The sequence below is a fragment of the Pleionea sp. CnH1-48 genome (genome assembly GCF_024124665.1).
Taxonomy (GTDB): Bacteria; Pseudomonadota; Gammaproteobacteria; order Enterobacterales; family Kangiellaceae; genus JAMXSB01.
Map to the genome: position 1 here is coordinate 56,322 of NZ_JAMXSB010000017.1, position 16,095 is coordinate 72,416.

Sequence of the window (16,095 nt, forward strand, 5' to 3'; positions counted from 1 at the left end):
TTAACCCGAGTGGCTACGCTGCCGTAAGATAATAAAAAAGAAGACACTGCCGACCGCGGAGGTGACAATACCAATGGGTAGCACCTGATGTGCCAATACAGAACGAGCCACCACATCAACCCAGATCATAAAGCTACCACCTAAAAGGCACGACATCAGCAAGACGCGTTTTATATTCGCTCCTACCAAATAGCGGGCAATGTGCGGGATCATCAGACCAACAAAACCGATACCACCACTTTGCGCCACTAATACGGCCGTCATCAGTGCGCACATTAACAAAACCAATAAGCGGAATTTATTGACGGGAATACCCAATGTATGAGCGCTTTCGTCACCTGCCAGCAAAGCACCTAACCAACGCTGCATACTAAAAAAAATAAATAAGCTTGGAAAAATAACAAAAGTTGGTGCAATCAAATCTGGCCAGCTGGTATTAGCAAAGCTTCCCATCATCCAAAACAGTAAGTTAGCGGCTGCATTCGGATCGGCAAAATAGAGAATCATGCTGGTAAAAGCACTGAGCATAAAAGAAACCGCAACACCCGACAGCAACAATCGTTCAACTCTTACTGCATTTTTTCCGGCAAGCATAAGCATTAATAAAACCGCCAAAAAACTGCCTAAGAAAGCGCCTAAAGTCATGCCGATGATACTGCTGCTTATCATCACCATAATGACAACAGCACCTAAAGCAGCACCCGAAGAGATGCCGAATAAATAGGGATCGGCAAGTGGATTGCGGGTAATGGTTTGCAACACTGCACCTGCCACCGATAGCCCCATACCTGTAATGAGAGCAATTAAAATTCGTGGTAGTCGAATTTCCCAGATGATTTTATTGGTAATGATTTGTTGTTGGCAGCTGTGCTCTGTCGTCAATGGGCAAACCAATGCGCTAAAGGCGTCACCAATGGATATTTGTGCACTACCAAACGCAATCGAAGCCAGTACCGAAAATAGCAGTAATCCAAAGGTGAGTATCAGCAACCAATGTGGGTGGCTTGCATTTAGGCTTTTTAGAGATTTCAAGCGTTCGGTGCTAGAAGAGTTATTAGATATCATGGGCAGCTCTTCTCAGCATTGAGATCATAGGTGATACGTAAACCTTGATGAAAAGGATGTCGGTCAATTTCGGCATCGACACCAAATACTTGTTTCAGGTGTGTTTGATTAATGACCTCAGTGACGGGGCCATAAGCGATCTGTTGTCCGCGATTGAGCAGCAGCAAACGATCACAGAAGGTGGCGGCGAGGTTCAAATCATGAATACTAAGCAGAACGGTCAATTTTAATTTTCGAGCCAACTGCAAGATTTCTATTTGATGCTGAATATCCAGGTGATTGGTTGGCTCATCCATCAGCAATAACTGCGGTTGTTGTACAATGGCTCGAGCAATCACGGTGCGCTGTTTTTCTCCGCCGGATAAACGATTAAAGCTTTGGTTTTCTTTGCCACATAAGTCGACCTGCTTTATGGCATCTTGAATGATTTGGTGATCGGCAGGTGTATCTGACTCAAACAACGATTTGTGAGGAATGAGCCCCATCTTGATAACATCCAGCACACTGAGATCAAAATCGGTGGGGGATTCTTGCAAAACCACGGCCATCTTTTGGGCCAGTTGATTGCGGTTGTATTGTCGAATGTCTTTGTCGGCAAAAGTAATCAGGCCTTTATCGGCTTCTTGTTTTCGATACAAACAACGTAACAAACTGGATTTACCGGCTCCATTGGGCCCAATAATGCCAACAAACTCACCTGCCGACACCGCAAAGGAAATGTCATGCAAAATGGAAGTGCCTTGTGCAGACCAGTGCAAATTTTGCACAGAAAGCAGCGGCTGTTGTAGAGATGATTGGGACATCGCATGGCCTCACAGGAGCAACTGGATAGTGACTTGAGGTGCGATTATCGAAAGGTAGCACAACGGACTGATCACTAAACCGAGTAACCCGCTCGATTATATTAACAGGGTGGTACGTGATGATGCATTGGGTCAATGCACAGGTAGGTCTCCTGACTTGCAAAGATATCCTCCAGAAAACCTTCCCAGCGGCTATTGGCTCACCAGTGGTGCTTTTCTTTCGCTTTGCTTACAGTTGCGGGCACAGTTGTGGATTCTCACCACATTCCCTATTAAGCGCGAGGCGCCTGATTCATCGGGCCGTATTATACACCATAAGTTCGTGATGTCGGTAGGGTGGTCGTTGAGACCAAAAGCCGTGCTAAATGATGGACGGGATCAGGAGCTAGAATAAAGTATCGGTTGCGAAAAAAAACTGTTATCGAGTTGATAGCAGGGCTCTAAAGCTTGGGGTAACAAAGTTAAAGCAAGATGTTATGGAATATTAATTCCGAATTGTTGAGGGAACACATTACCGCAACGTTCATTTTCATGTTGAGACGCTACAGGGAATTTCACTGTATGCTCATGGGTGGTATAGACTCTGCCACACTTACCTTCATTGCCTTTTTGAGTACAAACATAGACATAAGTTTGGTAGCGGTAGGTGTAACCACCAAGGTCATGACCAACATAGCCACATTGACCATTACTACCTATTTCGCGATGCCAGTCCTGTTTATTTGTGTCCTCTACTTCCCATCCTAATTTTTTTACAGCTTCTTCAAATTTATCTTCTTCACACTCATTTGCAAATGTCTTATGTGCTGATGTATTTATTTTAAAGCCACCTTTGCCATCTGGTTTAAAGAAAGAAATCAAGGTACTGCCTGTAGGAGTTCGGCTATAACCAATGTTCAAAACAGGTACATAAACTCCACCGTTACGAACCATTGTGAAGTAGATCCTTCCTCCGCCGATAGGATAATAATCTGTCCCACCAGTTACTCCAAAATTCATATTGGCACTCACACCCCCTCCAAATAACTGAACACCTAAAGTGTAACCAATAGGTTCTAATTCATCTTCCCAGAAGCGAGCTTGCTTCCAAATATAATCATTAACTTTCTGCTCGACTCTTCCATTAAAGTAATCAAATGGATGTAGTTTACTGGGGTCGCAGGCTTCTGCGTTTGTGGTTTGTTTTTCTTCTTGAGGCTGATTATGCGGGTTATTTTTCAAAGCTTCTAAAAATTCGTTACCAATCTCAATCATACGGTCAATGCGACTTAAGATGTCACGGTCAGCAGGCATCAAAGCCCAAGCTTTAATAATCGTAGGCGTTCCATAGCTATTAATACTGCCAATGTATTTATCACCTTTGTTTGAACCTTCTCCAGTGTAAACTAACCACTGCTCAGAAAAAACAGCACCACCATCATCACTACAAGTACTACTGCCATAATTACAACTTAATCCGTCATACTGCTTTTTAAGATAGTTTTTAAATAACTTTTTAATGTGAGAGTCGGTACAACCTTCACAAACTTTATTGAGTGGTTTTTCTAAGGCGAATGTGAAAGTGGAGAATAAAAGCGCGGCGGCCATTATTAATTTTTTCATTGTTACTTCATTTCCATTTATTGGTTACTACGCGATAGCCAAACTTTTGATTGAGCTAAATCTAAGACGTCTATTTTCATCCTACAAAAAAAGTCTTATCACCAACTAAAAGTTTTATCCCATGGCTTGACTACTTACCTGTGCTAGCTAGCAGTGTCATTTTATTAAGTGGGTTAAGGTATAGTCAATGTCTTGATATTGCACATCTCAAATTGAGGCCGTTAGTGGCACGTGGGTAACTCCTAGGAGTCTAATGGTTAACCAGCTAGATAATTATAAATTTAAATTACTTTTAGTTGAGGAAGTAATTAGTTTTTCCATAGTTATTGAAAATTGAATCAACAAAAAGGATAATCCCGCGCAGTGTTTAACAAGGAAGAAAAATCATGAAAAAATTTTTAACCGCAATGACTATAACTTTTGTTTTGATGTTATCCGGTTGTGCTTCAGTGAAGTCGACTCAAAAAGATTCAAGTAGCTTCAACGTTATCAAACAAAACTCAGACGTTTTTAATCGATCAACTTATTTCACATTGAACCAGTCTCATCTAACCGATGGAGAGCGTATAAACTACGTAAAACTTGGCGCTTACTGGAATATTAAAACTTCTGATCTTATTTCACTGGTTATTGTAAACGACTTATACATGAATAATGATAAGAGGACTCCCGTCAGAGTGAATGCTATGTCTCTTAACATTGATGGTGATATTCGATGGTATCGGGCGTCTCCTATGGGAATGAATGGTCCTAATATTAATGACCATTTAACTCAAAAGATTTTTCCTAGAGGCAGTCTCTCTATTGAAATGCCTATGGATGAATTTAAAGAAGTTTTAGAGACTTCCGATGTGCGTCTGCGTATGCATATTAATTCTGATCAATATGAAGATGCTATTTTTTCTTTAGAAGAATTTAAGGACGAACAAAAAACAGCGAAGTATTACTTAAAGAAGTTGCTTTCAGAGATAGAGGCATTCGAGAAAAAACGATAGGTAAGTTCCAAGTAGAAAACAGTGCACAGCACGCCCTCATTAGGGCATGCTCTTTATTACAATAAAGAAAAGCGTAATGTTATTATTTTATGCCGTTAACTATATCGATAATATCTTGCGCCCAGTTTTGGGTCGGCGTTTCTACTACGCGGCCAATTTCTTGGTCGTTATGTTTAATGACAAGTGTAGGAGTTCGACTAATCTGGTAATGCTGTGCGAGCCCCGCATTGTCTTCTTTGTCATGATTCAGGCCGATTAACTCAAGTGTAATGTGTCTATTGGCTGTCTGGTTTAGCAGTTTCAATAAACGGGGAACTTCTCGTTCACTGTCATGGCACCAGGTGCCAAAAAATATTTTAAAGACGACTGGCTTATTGATACTGCTGATCAGCTTTAAAGATTCTTCGGATGGCTTGGCCGCTGTGTAATTGGTGGTAAAAACAGGGTGTTGCGTCAGTAATTTTTGCTGGGTAATGGGGCCTTCGGGGTGGTCTTTGGCGTCAGAGCCTGCATAGCCAAGAGAAGTAAAAAGTAAGCTTAGTAGTATTAGTGTGCCAAAAGTCGCGTAGCGGCTCATCAAGAGATCCTATCGTTGTTCTGTCATTGTTATTGTTGAGTCCGGCCTTAGGGTGTGTCAGTTTGGCCGGGCAGACATTTTATATAGATTTAGTCAAAGTGATCCACTGGATTGAGGTAAAAACTTTTTTTCCAGCCTTGAGTCGATTGATCGATGCGCCAAGGATAGGGAATTAATGTGACTAGAGAATAATGCAAATGCGGAGGTTTACCCTTGGCATTACCGCTATCACCCAGTGTGGCAATTTTGTCTCCCGGACTTACTAGCCAATGAGGACTTGTGGCAAAGCTATCAACGTGAGCATAGTAGTGAATACGCCATCGGGGACCAAGATAAATCAGTACCTTCCCGCCCTTGGGTAAGGTGCCTTCAAAAAGTCGTATGCCGTAGCCTGCCGCAATGACAGAGGTACCTTTGTTGCCAAAAATATCAATGCCTTTGTGAGTGACCGAAGAGCCCCAGGGTTCAAACCAAAAGGTATCTGCGTGCCAATCTGACCGACTGGCGCCTGCTACGGGTATGATGCCCGGATCGGGGATTAAGAAACCTGCAACTAGAATCGCCAGAGGGATCCAAAAGCGTTTTTTAATTTTCATTACTGAGTGTGGAATGCAGTGCCAGATGGTTTCCTTCGCTGTCCAAAATTAAGGCGCGCTCGCCATGAGGGCCAATGGCATGTGGAGGTTGCAGTAGCTTTCCGCCTTTTTGTTCTACGAGCTCACAGGCTTCTGCCATTCGACCATCAACATTTAAATAAATCAAAGTGCTATCGGGTAGTGGTACAAAGTCAGCTTTTGGGACCAGACAACCTGCTACATCAGCGCCTTCATGGGCGAAAACGGCAAACTTAAAGCCTTCATATTCTTCGATAGAAAGGTCGTTATTGAGTACATGACGATAGAAGTTAACGGCTCGATCGAGGTCTTTGACACCGATATCAATCCAGACAAATTGATTCATTCTTCGTTCCTTTTTAGCAATGGCACTAGCCAGTTTAGCACTGAGCCACATGCGACGATAATGGCACCCAACAAGAATACTTGCTGAGTTAGCACGGGATTCATCAAACCTAGAGAGGCGAACTGATTGACCATTGCGATAGCAATCATTATGAATCCCAGCACATAACAGGCAATGGATACCTTGGGAGGTTTAGCAAAGTGAAAGCGAATCAATGTCGTCTCCAAGGGGGGCTTAGTCGTCAATACTGCCCATATAGAACCACTGACCCTGGCTGCGTATACCCAGACCATGGCTCTCGAGACAGTCCATTTCTTCGGCCAGCTCGACCATTTGATAAAAAACGTTGCGACAGATCAATGCTTCAAGATTATCTCTGACACGTATATAAGGTGAGGGTTCACCTGTTTCTGCATCGACATCCACTCGTATGGGGTGTTCTTCACCCGCGACAAACTCATTGCCCACGTTGTCGGTAAATTTAAGGACTTGTTGGTCGCCGGTTCCTGCGGTGTCCATGAGCACGGCGGTAAAAGGAGCGTCTTCTACTTTAATTCCAACTTTTTCGACGGGGGTGACCAAAAAATATTGATCATCGTCTTTGCGAATGATGGTCGAAAATAGTCGCACCAGAGATTTGCGACCAATCGGCGTGCCCATATAAATCCAGGTTCCGTCTCTTTTGATGGTAATGTCCATATCTCCGCAAAAGGGAGGGTTCCATAAGTGTACAGGGGGCAAACCTGGTTGCTGAATTTGTGCCAGGAGCTGATTGGGGTCCATAGTTTCATCCTCTCTCAAGGGGCGATATATGCCGAGGCTGATAATTTACTGCAAGTTTGTCTCTAGTTTAAGCCTAATTGAGTACTCAATCAGGAAGATTTTCTTCTTTTTAATCATTACATTATCAAATAAAGTGAAATATTACATATTCTTATTTAAAAATGGACTTTTTTAGTACCAAATAAACTAAGGGCTTGGATTTAAATGACTTTTTATTGACTAAAATCATCTATAGTAGTTTTGATTTTGTAGTCAATGGATTAAATCATTGGACAACGTGTTTAATAAAAGTGGTGTCGCAGAGACAGCGCTCGCTCAGGCTTTGTTTAAGCAATCGACTGTTGCTGTGGGTTTCTGCACCCCAAAAGGAAAATGGATCCAAGCTAACCCTGCTCTTTTGCAGTTATTGGGATTTACCGAAAAAGAGTTGCTCAATACCGATTTAGCAAGAAGCGTTCATTTTGATGATCGCTCTGCAGTCCGCCATTATTTAGAAAATATCACTCAACACAATCAATCTGAGCGTCAACTGGAACATCGTTGGATACATAAAGACGGCTCTGTAATATGGCTGTCAGCTAGCTATATGTTTGTCAGTGGTGGCAATGAACAGCCTGACTATATTGTGGTGTTGGCGCAAAATATGACAGCGCATAAAGCGGCATTGAAAAATCTTGCTGATCGCGAAGCCTGGTATCGTCAGATATTAGAGTCTACGCGAGAAGGAGTTTGGCGTTTAGATGAAAACTTCAAGACGTGCTACGCCAATCCAGCATTGTGTTCCATGTTAGGCTCCGATATTCAGGAACTATCTCATCTGTCGCTGCTTGATTTTGTTGCTGAGGAAGAGCAACCCGCATTGATTCAACAGTTAAAGCTCAATAAGCAGGGTTATGCGAATCAATATGACATAGAGTTGATCCGAAAAGATGGTGGTCGCATGATTGCGACCGTGGTCAGCGAGCAATTATCATCTGCTTCGGGTATGCACACCGGGTTTGTGATCGGCGTTATTGACAGCTCTAAGCGGCACCAGATGGAAGACGAATTGCGTTTGTCAGAGGCGGTTTACCTGAATGCTGGAGATGCCATCTACATTACAGATGCCAATGGTAAGATCGTTAAAGCAAACCCAGCTTTCTATCAACTAACAGGATACTCAGTTAGTGAGACCGTTGGGCAATCGCCTATGATGTTTCGTGCTGGTGGCGAAAACGATCATACTTGTCAGCTGATACTGCAACGAATGAGAGAGAGTGGTTGCTGGGAAGGCGAGATATACAATCGTAAGAAAAACGGCGAGTTATTTTGCGCTTGGGAAAACATCTCAACCGTTAAAGATGATACAGGCAACTTACGCTATCATGTGTCTATTCTCACCGATATATCGGGCATCAAAAAGCAACAGCAACAACTGAATTTCCTTGCTCATCATGACCCTCTAACACGATTACCTAATCGAACACTCTTCTTTGCCAATCTTAATCAGTCGCTACGTGTGTCACGTCGTAATCGTCATGCCGTGGCACTCATCTTTATTGATCTAGATGACTTTAAACCCGTTAATGATCGGTATGGCCATCATATTGGTGATGAGGTTTTGAAAGTGGTTGCCGAGCGTATTCAGGACAGTGTTCGTGATGAAGATACCGTGGCTCGTTTGGGTGGCGATGAGTTTACTATTCTGATGCCCAGTGTGATGGATCAGGATGATGTTCAGCAGTTGGTTGATCGTGTGCACCAAGTGTTAAAGCAGACCATCTTAATTAATGAACTGAATGTGAGTATTGGGGCCAGCCTTGGAGTGAGCATGTATCCCAATGATGTCGAGGATGAGTACGCATTGTTACAGGCGGCCGACAAAGCCATGTATCGGGCAAAACAACATGAAGATCGGCACTGCGTTTTCTTCTCGGATATGGCGGATTCTTAAATTTAACCTTTTTTCTTGATCAGGTAATGGTATTGAGAGTCTTGCTCAGACTGTTCTACCAGTTGATGATCCATAAATTGGCAAAATTTAGGAATGTCCCGTGTTGTAGAAGGATCGTCGGCGATAACCCAAAGCAATGAGCCTTCTTCAATCTCACGCATCTTTTTTCGGATCATCATGACAGGCTCTGGGCAACGCAGGCCAAGGGTGTCTAGCTGGTGGTCAAATGATTGCACTGGAAATAATATCAAACAGAATAATAAGACTATTTTAATCAAAGCATTGTTATTGGGCAATGACGTTGTCTGCATCCAACTGTAGACAATGAAAATCAAAGCTTGCGATGAACAATAGTCAGTAAGACGGAGCTAGAGTAAACTAGTTTATAAAGGTTGGATTGAAGGCGGAGCTGTGTATGCCAGGAAAGATAGAGTTGGCTGAGTTGATCAAAGAAATGACCCCTCATTTGTTTATGGAGGAATATGTTTTTGTTTCTATGCCTGTAGGGCGCTACGGTGATTGCTCCACACTTGAACCCATCGCCAGTTTTGTCGAAGAAGAAGGCCTCACACTTATTGTGCCGCGTGCTGCCGCTGATGAAAAACAATTAGAGTATGCCTCGGTATTTAACAAGATCACTCTGTCGGTTCATTCCAGTTTGGATGCTGTTGGATTTCTGGCGACGATTGCCGAAGAGCTGAGCAAGGTGAATATTAGCTGCAATGTCATATCAGCTTACTACCATGATCACCTGTTTGTTCACGTAAAAGATTCAACCAAGGCGTACAATTGCCTGACCCAGTTGAGCGAGAGTTACCAGAAAGATTCTTAAGGCGGTTACAGAAGGGAAACTCCCCTCTAAACGAGGGGAGAGTATCAAGGATTAAACGCGTTCGAAAACCGTCGCAATACCCTGACCAAGACCGATACACATAGTGGCAACGCCTAATGTAGCATCTTTGTCTTCCATCAAACGAAGTAACGTTGTGGTGATTCGCGCACCGGAACATCCTAGTGGGTGTCCAAGAGCGATTGCGCCACCATTAAGGTTAACTTTGTCGTTCATGACTTCCAGTAGACCCAGGTCTTTTAATACTGGTAGAGACTGAGCAGCAAAAGCTTCGTTCAACTCAAACAAGTCAATGTCTTGTACGGTTAGACCAGCACGTTTCAATGCTTTATTAACCGCAGGAACAGGACCATAACCCATGATGGCTGCATCACAACCTGCTGATGCCATGGCACGGATTTTAGCAATCGGCTTGGCGCCAATGGCTGCTGCTTTCTCGGCACTCATAACCAACAGAGCCGAAGCACCGTCTGAGATAGCAGACGCGTTACCAGCCGTTACTGTGCCTGTTGGGTCGAATGCTGGACGCAGTTTACCCAGATCTTCTACAGTAGACTCCGCACGAATCACTTCGTCGAAATCAAACATCTTTAATGCGCCGTTCGCATCGTGAGCTTCGATAGGAAGAATCTCACGCTTGAAACGACCATCAAGGGTTGCCTGATGGGCTTTCTGGTGTGAAGCGTAAGCAAATTCATCTTGCTGCTGACGCGAGATACCGTGCATTTTGCCCAGCATTTCTGCGGTAAAGCCCATGAAGCCAGAACCTTTAGCAGCGTATTTTGCCAACTGAGGGGCAAAATCAATACCGTGGTTCATAGGAACATGACCCATGTGCTCGACACCACCAGCAATGAACACATCGCCATTACCCGTCATGATCGCTTGAGCAGCAGTGTGTAAAGCTTGCATTGATGAACCACATAAACGGTTTACCGTCTGGCCTGCAACAGTGCGTGGCAAACTGGTCATCAAGGAAGCATTTTTAGCGATATTAAAGCCTTGCTCCAGAGTTTGCTGTACGCAACCCCAAACAACATCTTCAACGTCAGCAGGATCAAGCTGACCGTTGCGCTCTAATAAGCCTTCAATCAAATGGGCAGATAATTCTTCGGCACGAACATTACGGAACATTCCGCCTCTGGAGCGACCCATTGGAGTACGAATCGCATCAACAATTACGACATCTTTCATAGTCATTCTCCTCACGCGGAATAAAAGGTTTTGCCTTCAGCCGCGTTGGCTTTGAGGCTTTCTGGTGCGGTATAAGCCGCGCCCAAGTGAGCATATTTTTCGGCCAACTCTACTAGCTTGGCTGCGCCTAACTCATCAGCGTATTTCAATGCGCCACCGCGGAATGGAGGGAAGCCAAGACCGTAAACCAGACCCATATCGGCTTCGGCTGCGGTTTCAACAATGCCTTCTTCCATACAACGAATGACTTCGAATAGCATCGGTAACATCATGCGATCAGAAATGTCCTGTGGGTCCATTTCTTTAGATGGCTGACCAATGATGTCAAAGATAGCCGGATCGACGTCTTTCTTCGGACGACCTTTTTTATCTTTGGTGTAAGCAAAGAAGCCGCTACCTGATTTTTGACCGTAGCGATCAGCTTTATAAAGCAGCTCAACCGGGTCGTTAGCCAGTGGGCTCATGCGCTCTGGGAAGCCTTCTGCCATCACACCTACGCAGTGAGCTGCGGTATCGATACCAACAACGTCAAGCAGGTAAGATGGGCCCATTGGCCAACCGAAACGTTCCATCACTTTATCAACCTGGCGGAAGTCGGCACCATCTTGCAACAACTGGCTGAACGCTCGGAAGTAAGGGAATAACACACGGTTTACGAAGAATCCTGGGCAGTCGCGAACAACGATAGGCGACTTGCCAATCGCGCTGGCGTAAGCCACAACCGCTGCGACCGTATCGTCAGAGGTTTTCTCGCCACGGATAACTTCTACCAATGGCATTTTGTGTACTGGGTTAAAGAAGTGCATACCGCAGAATTTTTCTGGGCGCTTCAGGTTTTTCGCCAGTAGGTCGATTGAAATCGTTGAAGTGTTAGACGTCAAGATTGCGTCTTCGGCAATGATGCCTTCGACTTCTTGTAAGACAGAGTCTTTAACTTTTGGATTTTCAACAACCGCTTCTACTACAACATCAACGCCTTCTACATCATGGTAAGACAAAGTAGGTTTGATGCTAGAAATAACTTTAGCCATTTTGGCGGTGGTCAACTTGCCACGCTCAACACCTTTGTTAAGCAATTTGGTGGCTTCTGACATACCTAGCTCAAGTGCTGGATCGTTGATGTCTTTCATCACCGCTGGTATGCCTTTGCTGGCAGACTGGTAAGCGATACCGCCACCCATGATGCCTGCGCCCAGAACGGCTGATGACTTAATCGCTTTAGAAGAAGACTTCGCCGCAATCTTGGCTTTCTTCTTTAATAGCTGATCGTTCAGGAAGATTTGAATCAAAGAGCTGGCAACAGGGGTCTGCGCAACGTTAACAAAGCCTTCGTGCTCAATTTTCAAGGCTTCATCACGGCTTAAGCGGGCAGACTCTTCAACGACTCGAATGGCTTCCATTGGTGCTGGGTAGTGAGGGCCTGCTTTTGCACCAACCATGCCTTTGGCAGTGGTGAAGGCCATTGCTGACTCAAGCTTGTTCAACTTAAGTGGGGCTTTTTTCTGCTCGCGACGTGCTTGCCAGTTAATCTGACCGGCTGCGGCATCTTTTGCCATTTGAATTGCGGCATCACGCAATACATCGGCTTCTACCAATGCGTCGATAGCGCCAACTTTGAGGGCATCTTGTGGTTTAAATTGCTTAGCTGTTGCGATCCATTCAATCGCATTATCCGCTCCGATGACTCGAGGCAGGCGAGTGGTTCCACCAAAGCCTGGGATCAAACCCAGTTTGGTTTCAGGAAGACCAACCGCAGCGTCGTTAGAAGCTACACGTAGGTCACAGGAAAGCACCATTTCCATGCCGCCACCAAGAGCGATGCCATTAATGGCCGCGACGGTTGGGAAGGGAAGGTCTTCGAATGCGTTAAAAACAGCATTAGCTTTTGCTGTCCAATCCAGCAACTCTTCACGAGTGTGGGCGAACAACCCTAAAAATTCGGTGATATCAGCACCTACGATGAAAACTGGCTTACCACTGGTTACAATGGCTCCCTTTACATCGGAGTTCCCTTGTAGGGCTTCGTTGATGCTGCTCAACTCTGCGAGGGTATTTTGGTCGAATTTGTTGACTGACTCTGCTTGGTTGTTGAAGCAAACTTCGGCGATGCCGTCTTCAAGCAACTGGCAGGTCAGGGATTGGCCTTCGAAAATCATTGATTTCTCTCCGTCCTGAACTGTGAAATTCTTATCCGCGACCCTTGTCCGCTGTCCTTAGGAGGATGCAATAACAAGGATTTTGGTTATTTATCATTAAGTTATTAAGGTTGTAACTACTCTGCCTTGGAATCTCCCAGGCGTTGTGTACGAGCGCCTATACCCTTTGTCTTTCGAACGGCACCATTGTTGGCTGCACGCGCTCACCCCAGTCACTTAGTGATCTAAGTTCAGGGGACTTATTGGCTTGCCGCCTAGATGCCATTCAAAATACTTTGGCTATATAACATGAGCCAGTGCAACATCATAGCGCAGTATTTTGCGTCTGACACCGTCTGTTCTCATTACGAAATATGGCTGTCCACTTTACCGCTTTTGGCGTTGAGTCACGCTAAATTTGTTTCTTTTGCAGTGCGGTAATCAGCCCATAGTAACACAGTCTACTGGTCTGACAAGTATCGGGGGTTGCCTAATACTCGAGCGATTCGAGATGCGATGCCCACATAATATAGACAATCTCGTGTGCTTATTGTGACGGTCTGTCAGCAAATGTTTTCCCCATGGCCAGTTTCTGGAATAATGCGGCAACTGACTGCTATCTATTACCCAAAGTATTTCAAGGTGCAGGTAGGCGGCCAGCAAGCGAGTCCCCTGAGCTTAGCTTTACTAAGTGATTGGGGTGAGTGCGCGCAGCCAACACCGCTGCACCTTGAAAGGCGACGGGTATATAAGAGCGCATAACAAACCCGCACTTCCTGACAGTTCAAGCGCAGGCATTAGGCGACATGCCCTGCGAAGCTTAAATTTTAGCCGTTTACCGATTGAGAGGATCACCATGAATCTGAGCAATTACGATGCTTTGTTTGATCAGCATTTCCCAGCGTTGTTACAACGCTATCAGACACTACTGACAGAGCAAAATTATGATTACCTAGTGATCCCTTCGGGTGAGCCGATTGGCCAGTATCTCGATGATATGGGATATCCATTCAAGCCTAATCCCCATTTTAAGGCGGTATTGCCATTAACTGCGTTACCTCATAGCTATATCGTGATGACCCAGCAGGGCAAGCCCGAGCTTATTTATTATCAGCCAGTAGATTTCTGGCATTCGGTACCAGAAGATCCCGCTGGGCCCTGGACGCGCCATGTCGACATTCATCTTATTGACCAGCCGCAAAAAGCATTACCGCTGTTAAAGAAAGAAGGACGCGGTGTATTGCTGGGGCAATCCAGTGAATTGTTAAAGGCGATGGACTTTTCTGCTCATAACCCTGAGTCCTTGGTGTTTCCTCTGTACTGGCAGCGTGCTTATAAGTCAGCTTATGAAATCGAATGCATGGCCGAAGCGAATCGAATTGCGGCCAAAGCCCACAATGCAGCACGTGATGCTTTTTATGCGGGTGAAAGCGAACAAGGCATTAATCTGGCCTACATTAAGGCGACGGGTGCCATGGAAAACGACATGCCTTATGGCAACATAGTCGCACTTAACCATAATGCTGCCATTCTTCACTACACCGACAGCAGTGCCCAGGTGTTTGCAGAAGCCGATAGACATTCATTTTTGATTGATGCCGGTGCCCAAGTTCATGGTTATGCCTCCGACATCACTCGCACCTATGCTTACCAGCAAGATAATGAATTTGCCGAGATGATCACGGCGATGGATGAGATGCAGTTGGCTCTGGTTGAGCAAATTGTTCCTGGCAAATCCTATATTGATTTGCATCGTGATACTCACCTCAGAACCGCAGCCATTTTGAAACAGTTCGGTTTTGTGGATATGGAGCCCGAAGCCATGGTTGATTCGGGAGTGTCGGGTGTTTTCTTCCCTCATGGGTTAGGTCATCAGATTGGACTTCAGGTGCATGACGTAGGTGGTCATCAAACCGCAAAAGAAGGTGGCGTTACGCCTCCACCCGAAATGTTCCCGTTCTTAAGAAATACCCGCGTATTAGAAGAAGGGCAGGTAGTGACCATTGAGCCAGGGCTGTATTTTATTGATTCGCTAGTGGCGCCTCTGCAGCAGAGTGAGCATGTCAAGGCGATTAACTGGGATAAGATCGAAGCCTTTAAACACTTTGGTGGCATTCGCATCGAAGATGATGTTGTAGTAACCGAGCAAGGGCATCGCAATCTGTCGCGCGAAGCTTTTGCTGAACTCGATTAATCATTGCGAATATTTATGTCTGGATATCAAGTACCCAAAGCACCGCTGGAAGTAGAAGAAGTGATTAAAAACAGTCGCTTCATTACACGTATTTTACCCACCAGCACTGTTGAAGAAGCCAAAGCGTTTATCAAACAGCTGAACCAACAGGAGCCTGATGCCAATCATCATTGCTGGGCTTATATTGTTGGCAATCCTGCGTCGACGACCTTACTAGGATGCAGTGATGATGGCGAGCCCTCTGGAACAGCAGGCAAACCTATGCTGCATGTTCTTCAACACAGTGATATTGGTGATATCACAGCGGTGTGTACACGGTACTTTGGCGGCACAAAATTAGGCACGGGTGGTCTGGCTCGAGCCTATGGCGGAGGTGTTAAGCTAGCACTCGAAGAGCTGGAAACCACCGCCAAAATAGAAACCAGCCAATTGGTTATAGAGACCCATTATGAATGTGAAAAAGACATTCATCATCAATTAAAACAATATCAGGGGAGCGTGATCGACACTCAATATGGGGCTGGCCTGACTTTGTCGATTCGAATACCTACTGAACATGAAAAAGCCTTCAAAGAAGGTTTAGCCGTACGATTTGGGGAGAAAGTAAAATGGTAAGTTACGTTTTGGTTAAACACATTCACATGAGCTGTGCTGTTTTAACCTTGTTGTTTTTTTTAATTCGCGGTTATTGGATGCTGACAGGCTCCAAAATGTTAAGCAAGAAGCCTGTTAAGATCCTGCCTCATGTCATAGATACCGTATTGTTGATCAGCGCAATCACTCTGGTGGTCATGAGTGGCTGGTATCCTACTTGGTTTAACTGGGTTACATTAAAAATCATTTTGCTGGTTGGTTACATTGTTGTGGGAACCATCGCGCTGAAACGTGGCCGAACTAAAAAAGTACGCGCCGTCGCTTTTGTGGTTGCTGTAGCACTTGTCTTTGGATTATTTGCCGTGGCAGGCATGAAGCCCTCATTTTAAGTTAAACTATACCTGTCACCT

18 protein-coding genes and 1 riboswitch are annotated in these 16,095 nt (G+C 44.9%); of the genes, 6 read left to right on the top strand and 12 right to left on the bottom strand.

From position 1 onward, the window contains the following. The 3 genes from NH399_RS22375 to NH399_RS22385 form a co-directional block, all read right to left on the bottom strand. A complete protein-coding gene (locus NH399_RS22375) occupies positions 1–1,065 on the bottom strand; it encodes an iron ABC transporter permease (protein WP_253043436.1) in 1,065 nt (354 codons plus the stop codon). After that, positions 1,062–1,868, bottom strand: a complete 807-nt coding sequence (locus NH399_RS22380) for an ABC transporter ATP-binding protein (RefSeq protein ID WP_253043437.1) — start codon at positions 1,866–1,868, stop codon at positions 1,062–1,064. The genes NH399_RS22375 and NH399_RS22380 overlap by 4 nt, the downstream gene beginning before the upstream one ends. Before the next feature lie 124 nt (positions 1,869–1,992). Then, positions 1,993–2,174: riboswitch (cobalamin riboswitch) on the bottom strand. A gap of 168 nt (positions 2,175–2,342) precedes the next feature. Continuing rightward, positions 2,343–3,470, bottom strand: a complete 1,128-nt coding sequence (locus NH399_RS22385; protein ID WP_253043438.1) for a hypothetical protein — start codon at positions 3,468–3,470, stop codon at positions 2,343–2,345. Between the two features lie 386 nt (positions 3,471–3,856). On the opposite strand from NH399_RS22385, the gene NH399_RS22390 reads away from it, so the two are divergent. Then, the gene (locus NH399_RS22390) at positions 3,857–4,465 is read left to right on the top strand and encodes a hypothetical protein (RefSeq protein WP_253043439.1); all 609 of its coding nucleotides are present in this window, start codon (positions 3,857–3,859) and stop codon (positions 4,463–4,465) included. A gap of 82 nt (positions 4,466–4,547) precedes the next feature. On the opposite strand, the gene NH399_RS22395 is transcribed toward NH399_RS22390, so the two are convergent. From NH399_RS22395 to NH399_RS22415, 5 genes are all read right to left on the bottom strand, one after another. Continuing rightward, positions 4,548–5,042, bottom strand: a complete 495-nt coding sequence (locus NH399_RS22395) for a thioredoxin family protein (protein ID WP_253043440.1) — start codon at positions 5,040–5,042, stop codon at positions 4,548–4,550. A gap of 89 nt (positions 5,043–5,131) precedes the next feature. Beyond that, positions 5,132–5,638: a M23 family metallopeptidase gene (locus NH399_RS22400; RefSeq protein WP_253043441.1), complete on the bottom strand. Its 507-nt coding sequence runs from the start codon at positions 5,636–5,638 to the stop codon at positions 5,132–5,134. After that, complete coding sequence (locus NH399_RS22405) at positions 5,628–6,002, bottom strand: VOC family protein (RefSeq protein WP_253043442.1); 375 nt, start codon at positions 6,000–6,002, stop codon at positions 5,628–5,630. Before NH399_RS22405 ends, NH399_RS22400 begins: the two co-directional genes overlap by 11 nt. After that, the gene (locus NH399_RS22410; RefSeq protein ID WP_253043443.1) at positions 5,999–6,217 is read right to left on the bottom strand and encodes a hypothetical protein; all 219 of its coding nucleotides are present in this window, start codon (positions 6,215–6,217) and stop codon (positions 5,999–6,001) included. Before NH399_RS22410 ends, NH399_RS22405 begins: the two co-directional genes overlap by 4 nt. 19 nt (positions 6,218–6,236) lie before the next feature. Next, on the bottom strand, positions 6,237–6,785 hold the full coding sequence (locus NH399_RS22415) for a DUF1285 domain-containing protein (protein WP_253043444.1): 549 nt from the start codon (positions 6,783–6,785) through the stop codon (positions 6,237–6,239). A 277-nt stretch (positions 6,786–7,062) separates the two neighbouring features. Between NH399_RS22415 and NH399_RS22420 the strand changes: the two genes are divergently transcribed. Continuing rightward, a complete protein-coding gene (locus NH399_RS22420) occupies positions 7,063–8,718 on the top strand; it encodes a PAS domain S-box protein (protein WP_253043546.1) in 1,656 nt (551 codons plus the stop codon). 2 nt (positions 8,719–8,720) lie between these two features. Here the strand turns inward: NH399_RS22420 and tusA are convergent, their stop codons facing one another. Further along, the gene (tusA, locus tag NH399_RS22425) at positions 8,721–8,954 is read right to left on the bottom strand and encodes a sulfurtransferase TusA (protein ID WP_371876111.1); all 234 of its coding nucleotides are present in this window, start codon (positions 8,952–8,954) and stop codon (positions 8,721–8,723) included. A gap of 179 nt (positions 8,955–9,133) precedes the next feature. Between tusA and NH399_RS22430 the strand changes: the two genes are divergently transcribed. Continuing rightward, complete coding sequence (locus NH399_RS22430) at positions 9,134–9,550, top strand: ACT domain-containing protein (RefSeq protein ID WP_253043445.1); 417 nt, start codon at positions 9,134–9,136, stop codon at positions 9,548–9,550. Positions 9,551–9,601: 51 nt separating this feature from the next. On the opposite strand, the gene fadA is transcribed toward NH399_RS22430, so the two are convergent. The 3 genes from fadA to NH399_RS25675 form a co-directional block, all read right to left on the bottom strand. Further along, positions 9,602–10,768, bottom strand: coding sequence for an acetyl-CoA C-acyltransferase FadA (gene fadA / locus NH399_RS22435; RefSeq protein WP_371876112.1), 1,167 nt, complete (start codon positions 10,766–10,768; stop codon positions 9,602–9,604). Positions 10,769–10,773: 5 nt separating this feature from the next. Continuing rightward, a complete protein-coding gene (fadB, locus tag NH399_RS22440; RefSeq protein WP_253043447.1) occupies positions 10,774–12,918 on the bottom strand; it encodes a fatty acid oxidation complex subunit alpha FadB in 2,145 nt (714 codons plus the stop codon). Positions 12,919–13,534: 616 nt separating this feature from the next. Next, positions 13,535–13,657 carry a hypothetical protein gene (locus NH399_RS25675; protein ID WP_256489775.1) on the bottom strand — a complete coding sequence of 41 codons (123 nt, stop codon included), beginning with the start codon at positions 13,655–13,657 and terminating at the stop codon, positions 13,535–13,537. 96 nt (positions 13,658–13,753) lie between these two features. Here NH399_RS25675 and pepQ point away from each other — a divergent pair, with 96 nt between their 5' ends. The 3 genes from pepQ to NH399_RS22455 are packed head-to-tail and all read left to right on the top strand — an operon-like array spanning position 13,754 to position 16,074. Next, positions 13,754–15,091 carry a Xaa-Pro dipeptidase gene (gene pepQ / locus NH399_RS22445; protein WP_253043448.1) on the top strand — a complete coding sequence of 446 codons (1,338 nt, stop codon included), beginning with the start codon at positions 13,754–13,756 and terminating at the stop codon, positions 15,089–15,091. A gap of 15 nt (positions 15,092–15,106) precedes the next feature. After that, positions 15,107–15,706 carry a YigZ family protein gene (locus NH399_RS22450; RefSeq protein WP_253043449.1) on the top strand — a complete coding sequence of 200 codons (600 nt, stop codon included), beginning with the start codon at positions 15,107–15,109 and terminating at the stop codon, positions 15,704–15,706. Then, the gene (locus tag NH399_RS22455; protein WP_253043450.1) at positions 15,700–16,074 is read left to right on the top strand and encodes a SirB2 family protein; all 375 of its coding nucleotides are present in this window, start codon (positions 15,700–15,702) and stop codon (positions 16,072–16,074) included. Before NH399_RS22450 ends, NH399_RS22455 begins: the two co-directional genes overlap by 7 nt. Positions 16,075–16,095: the final 21 nt, after the last annotated feature.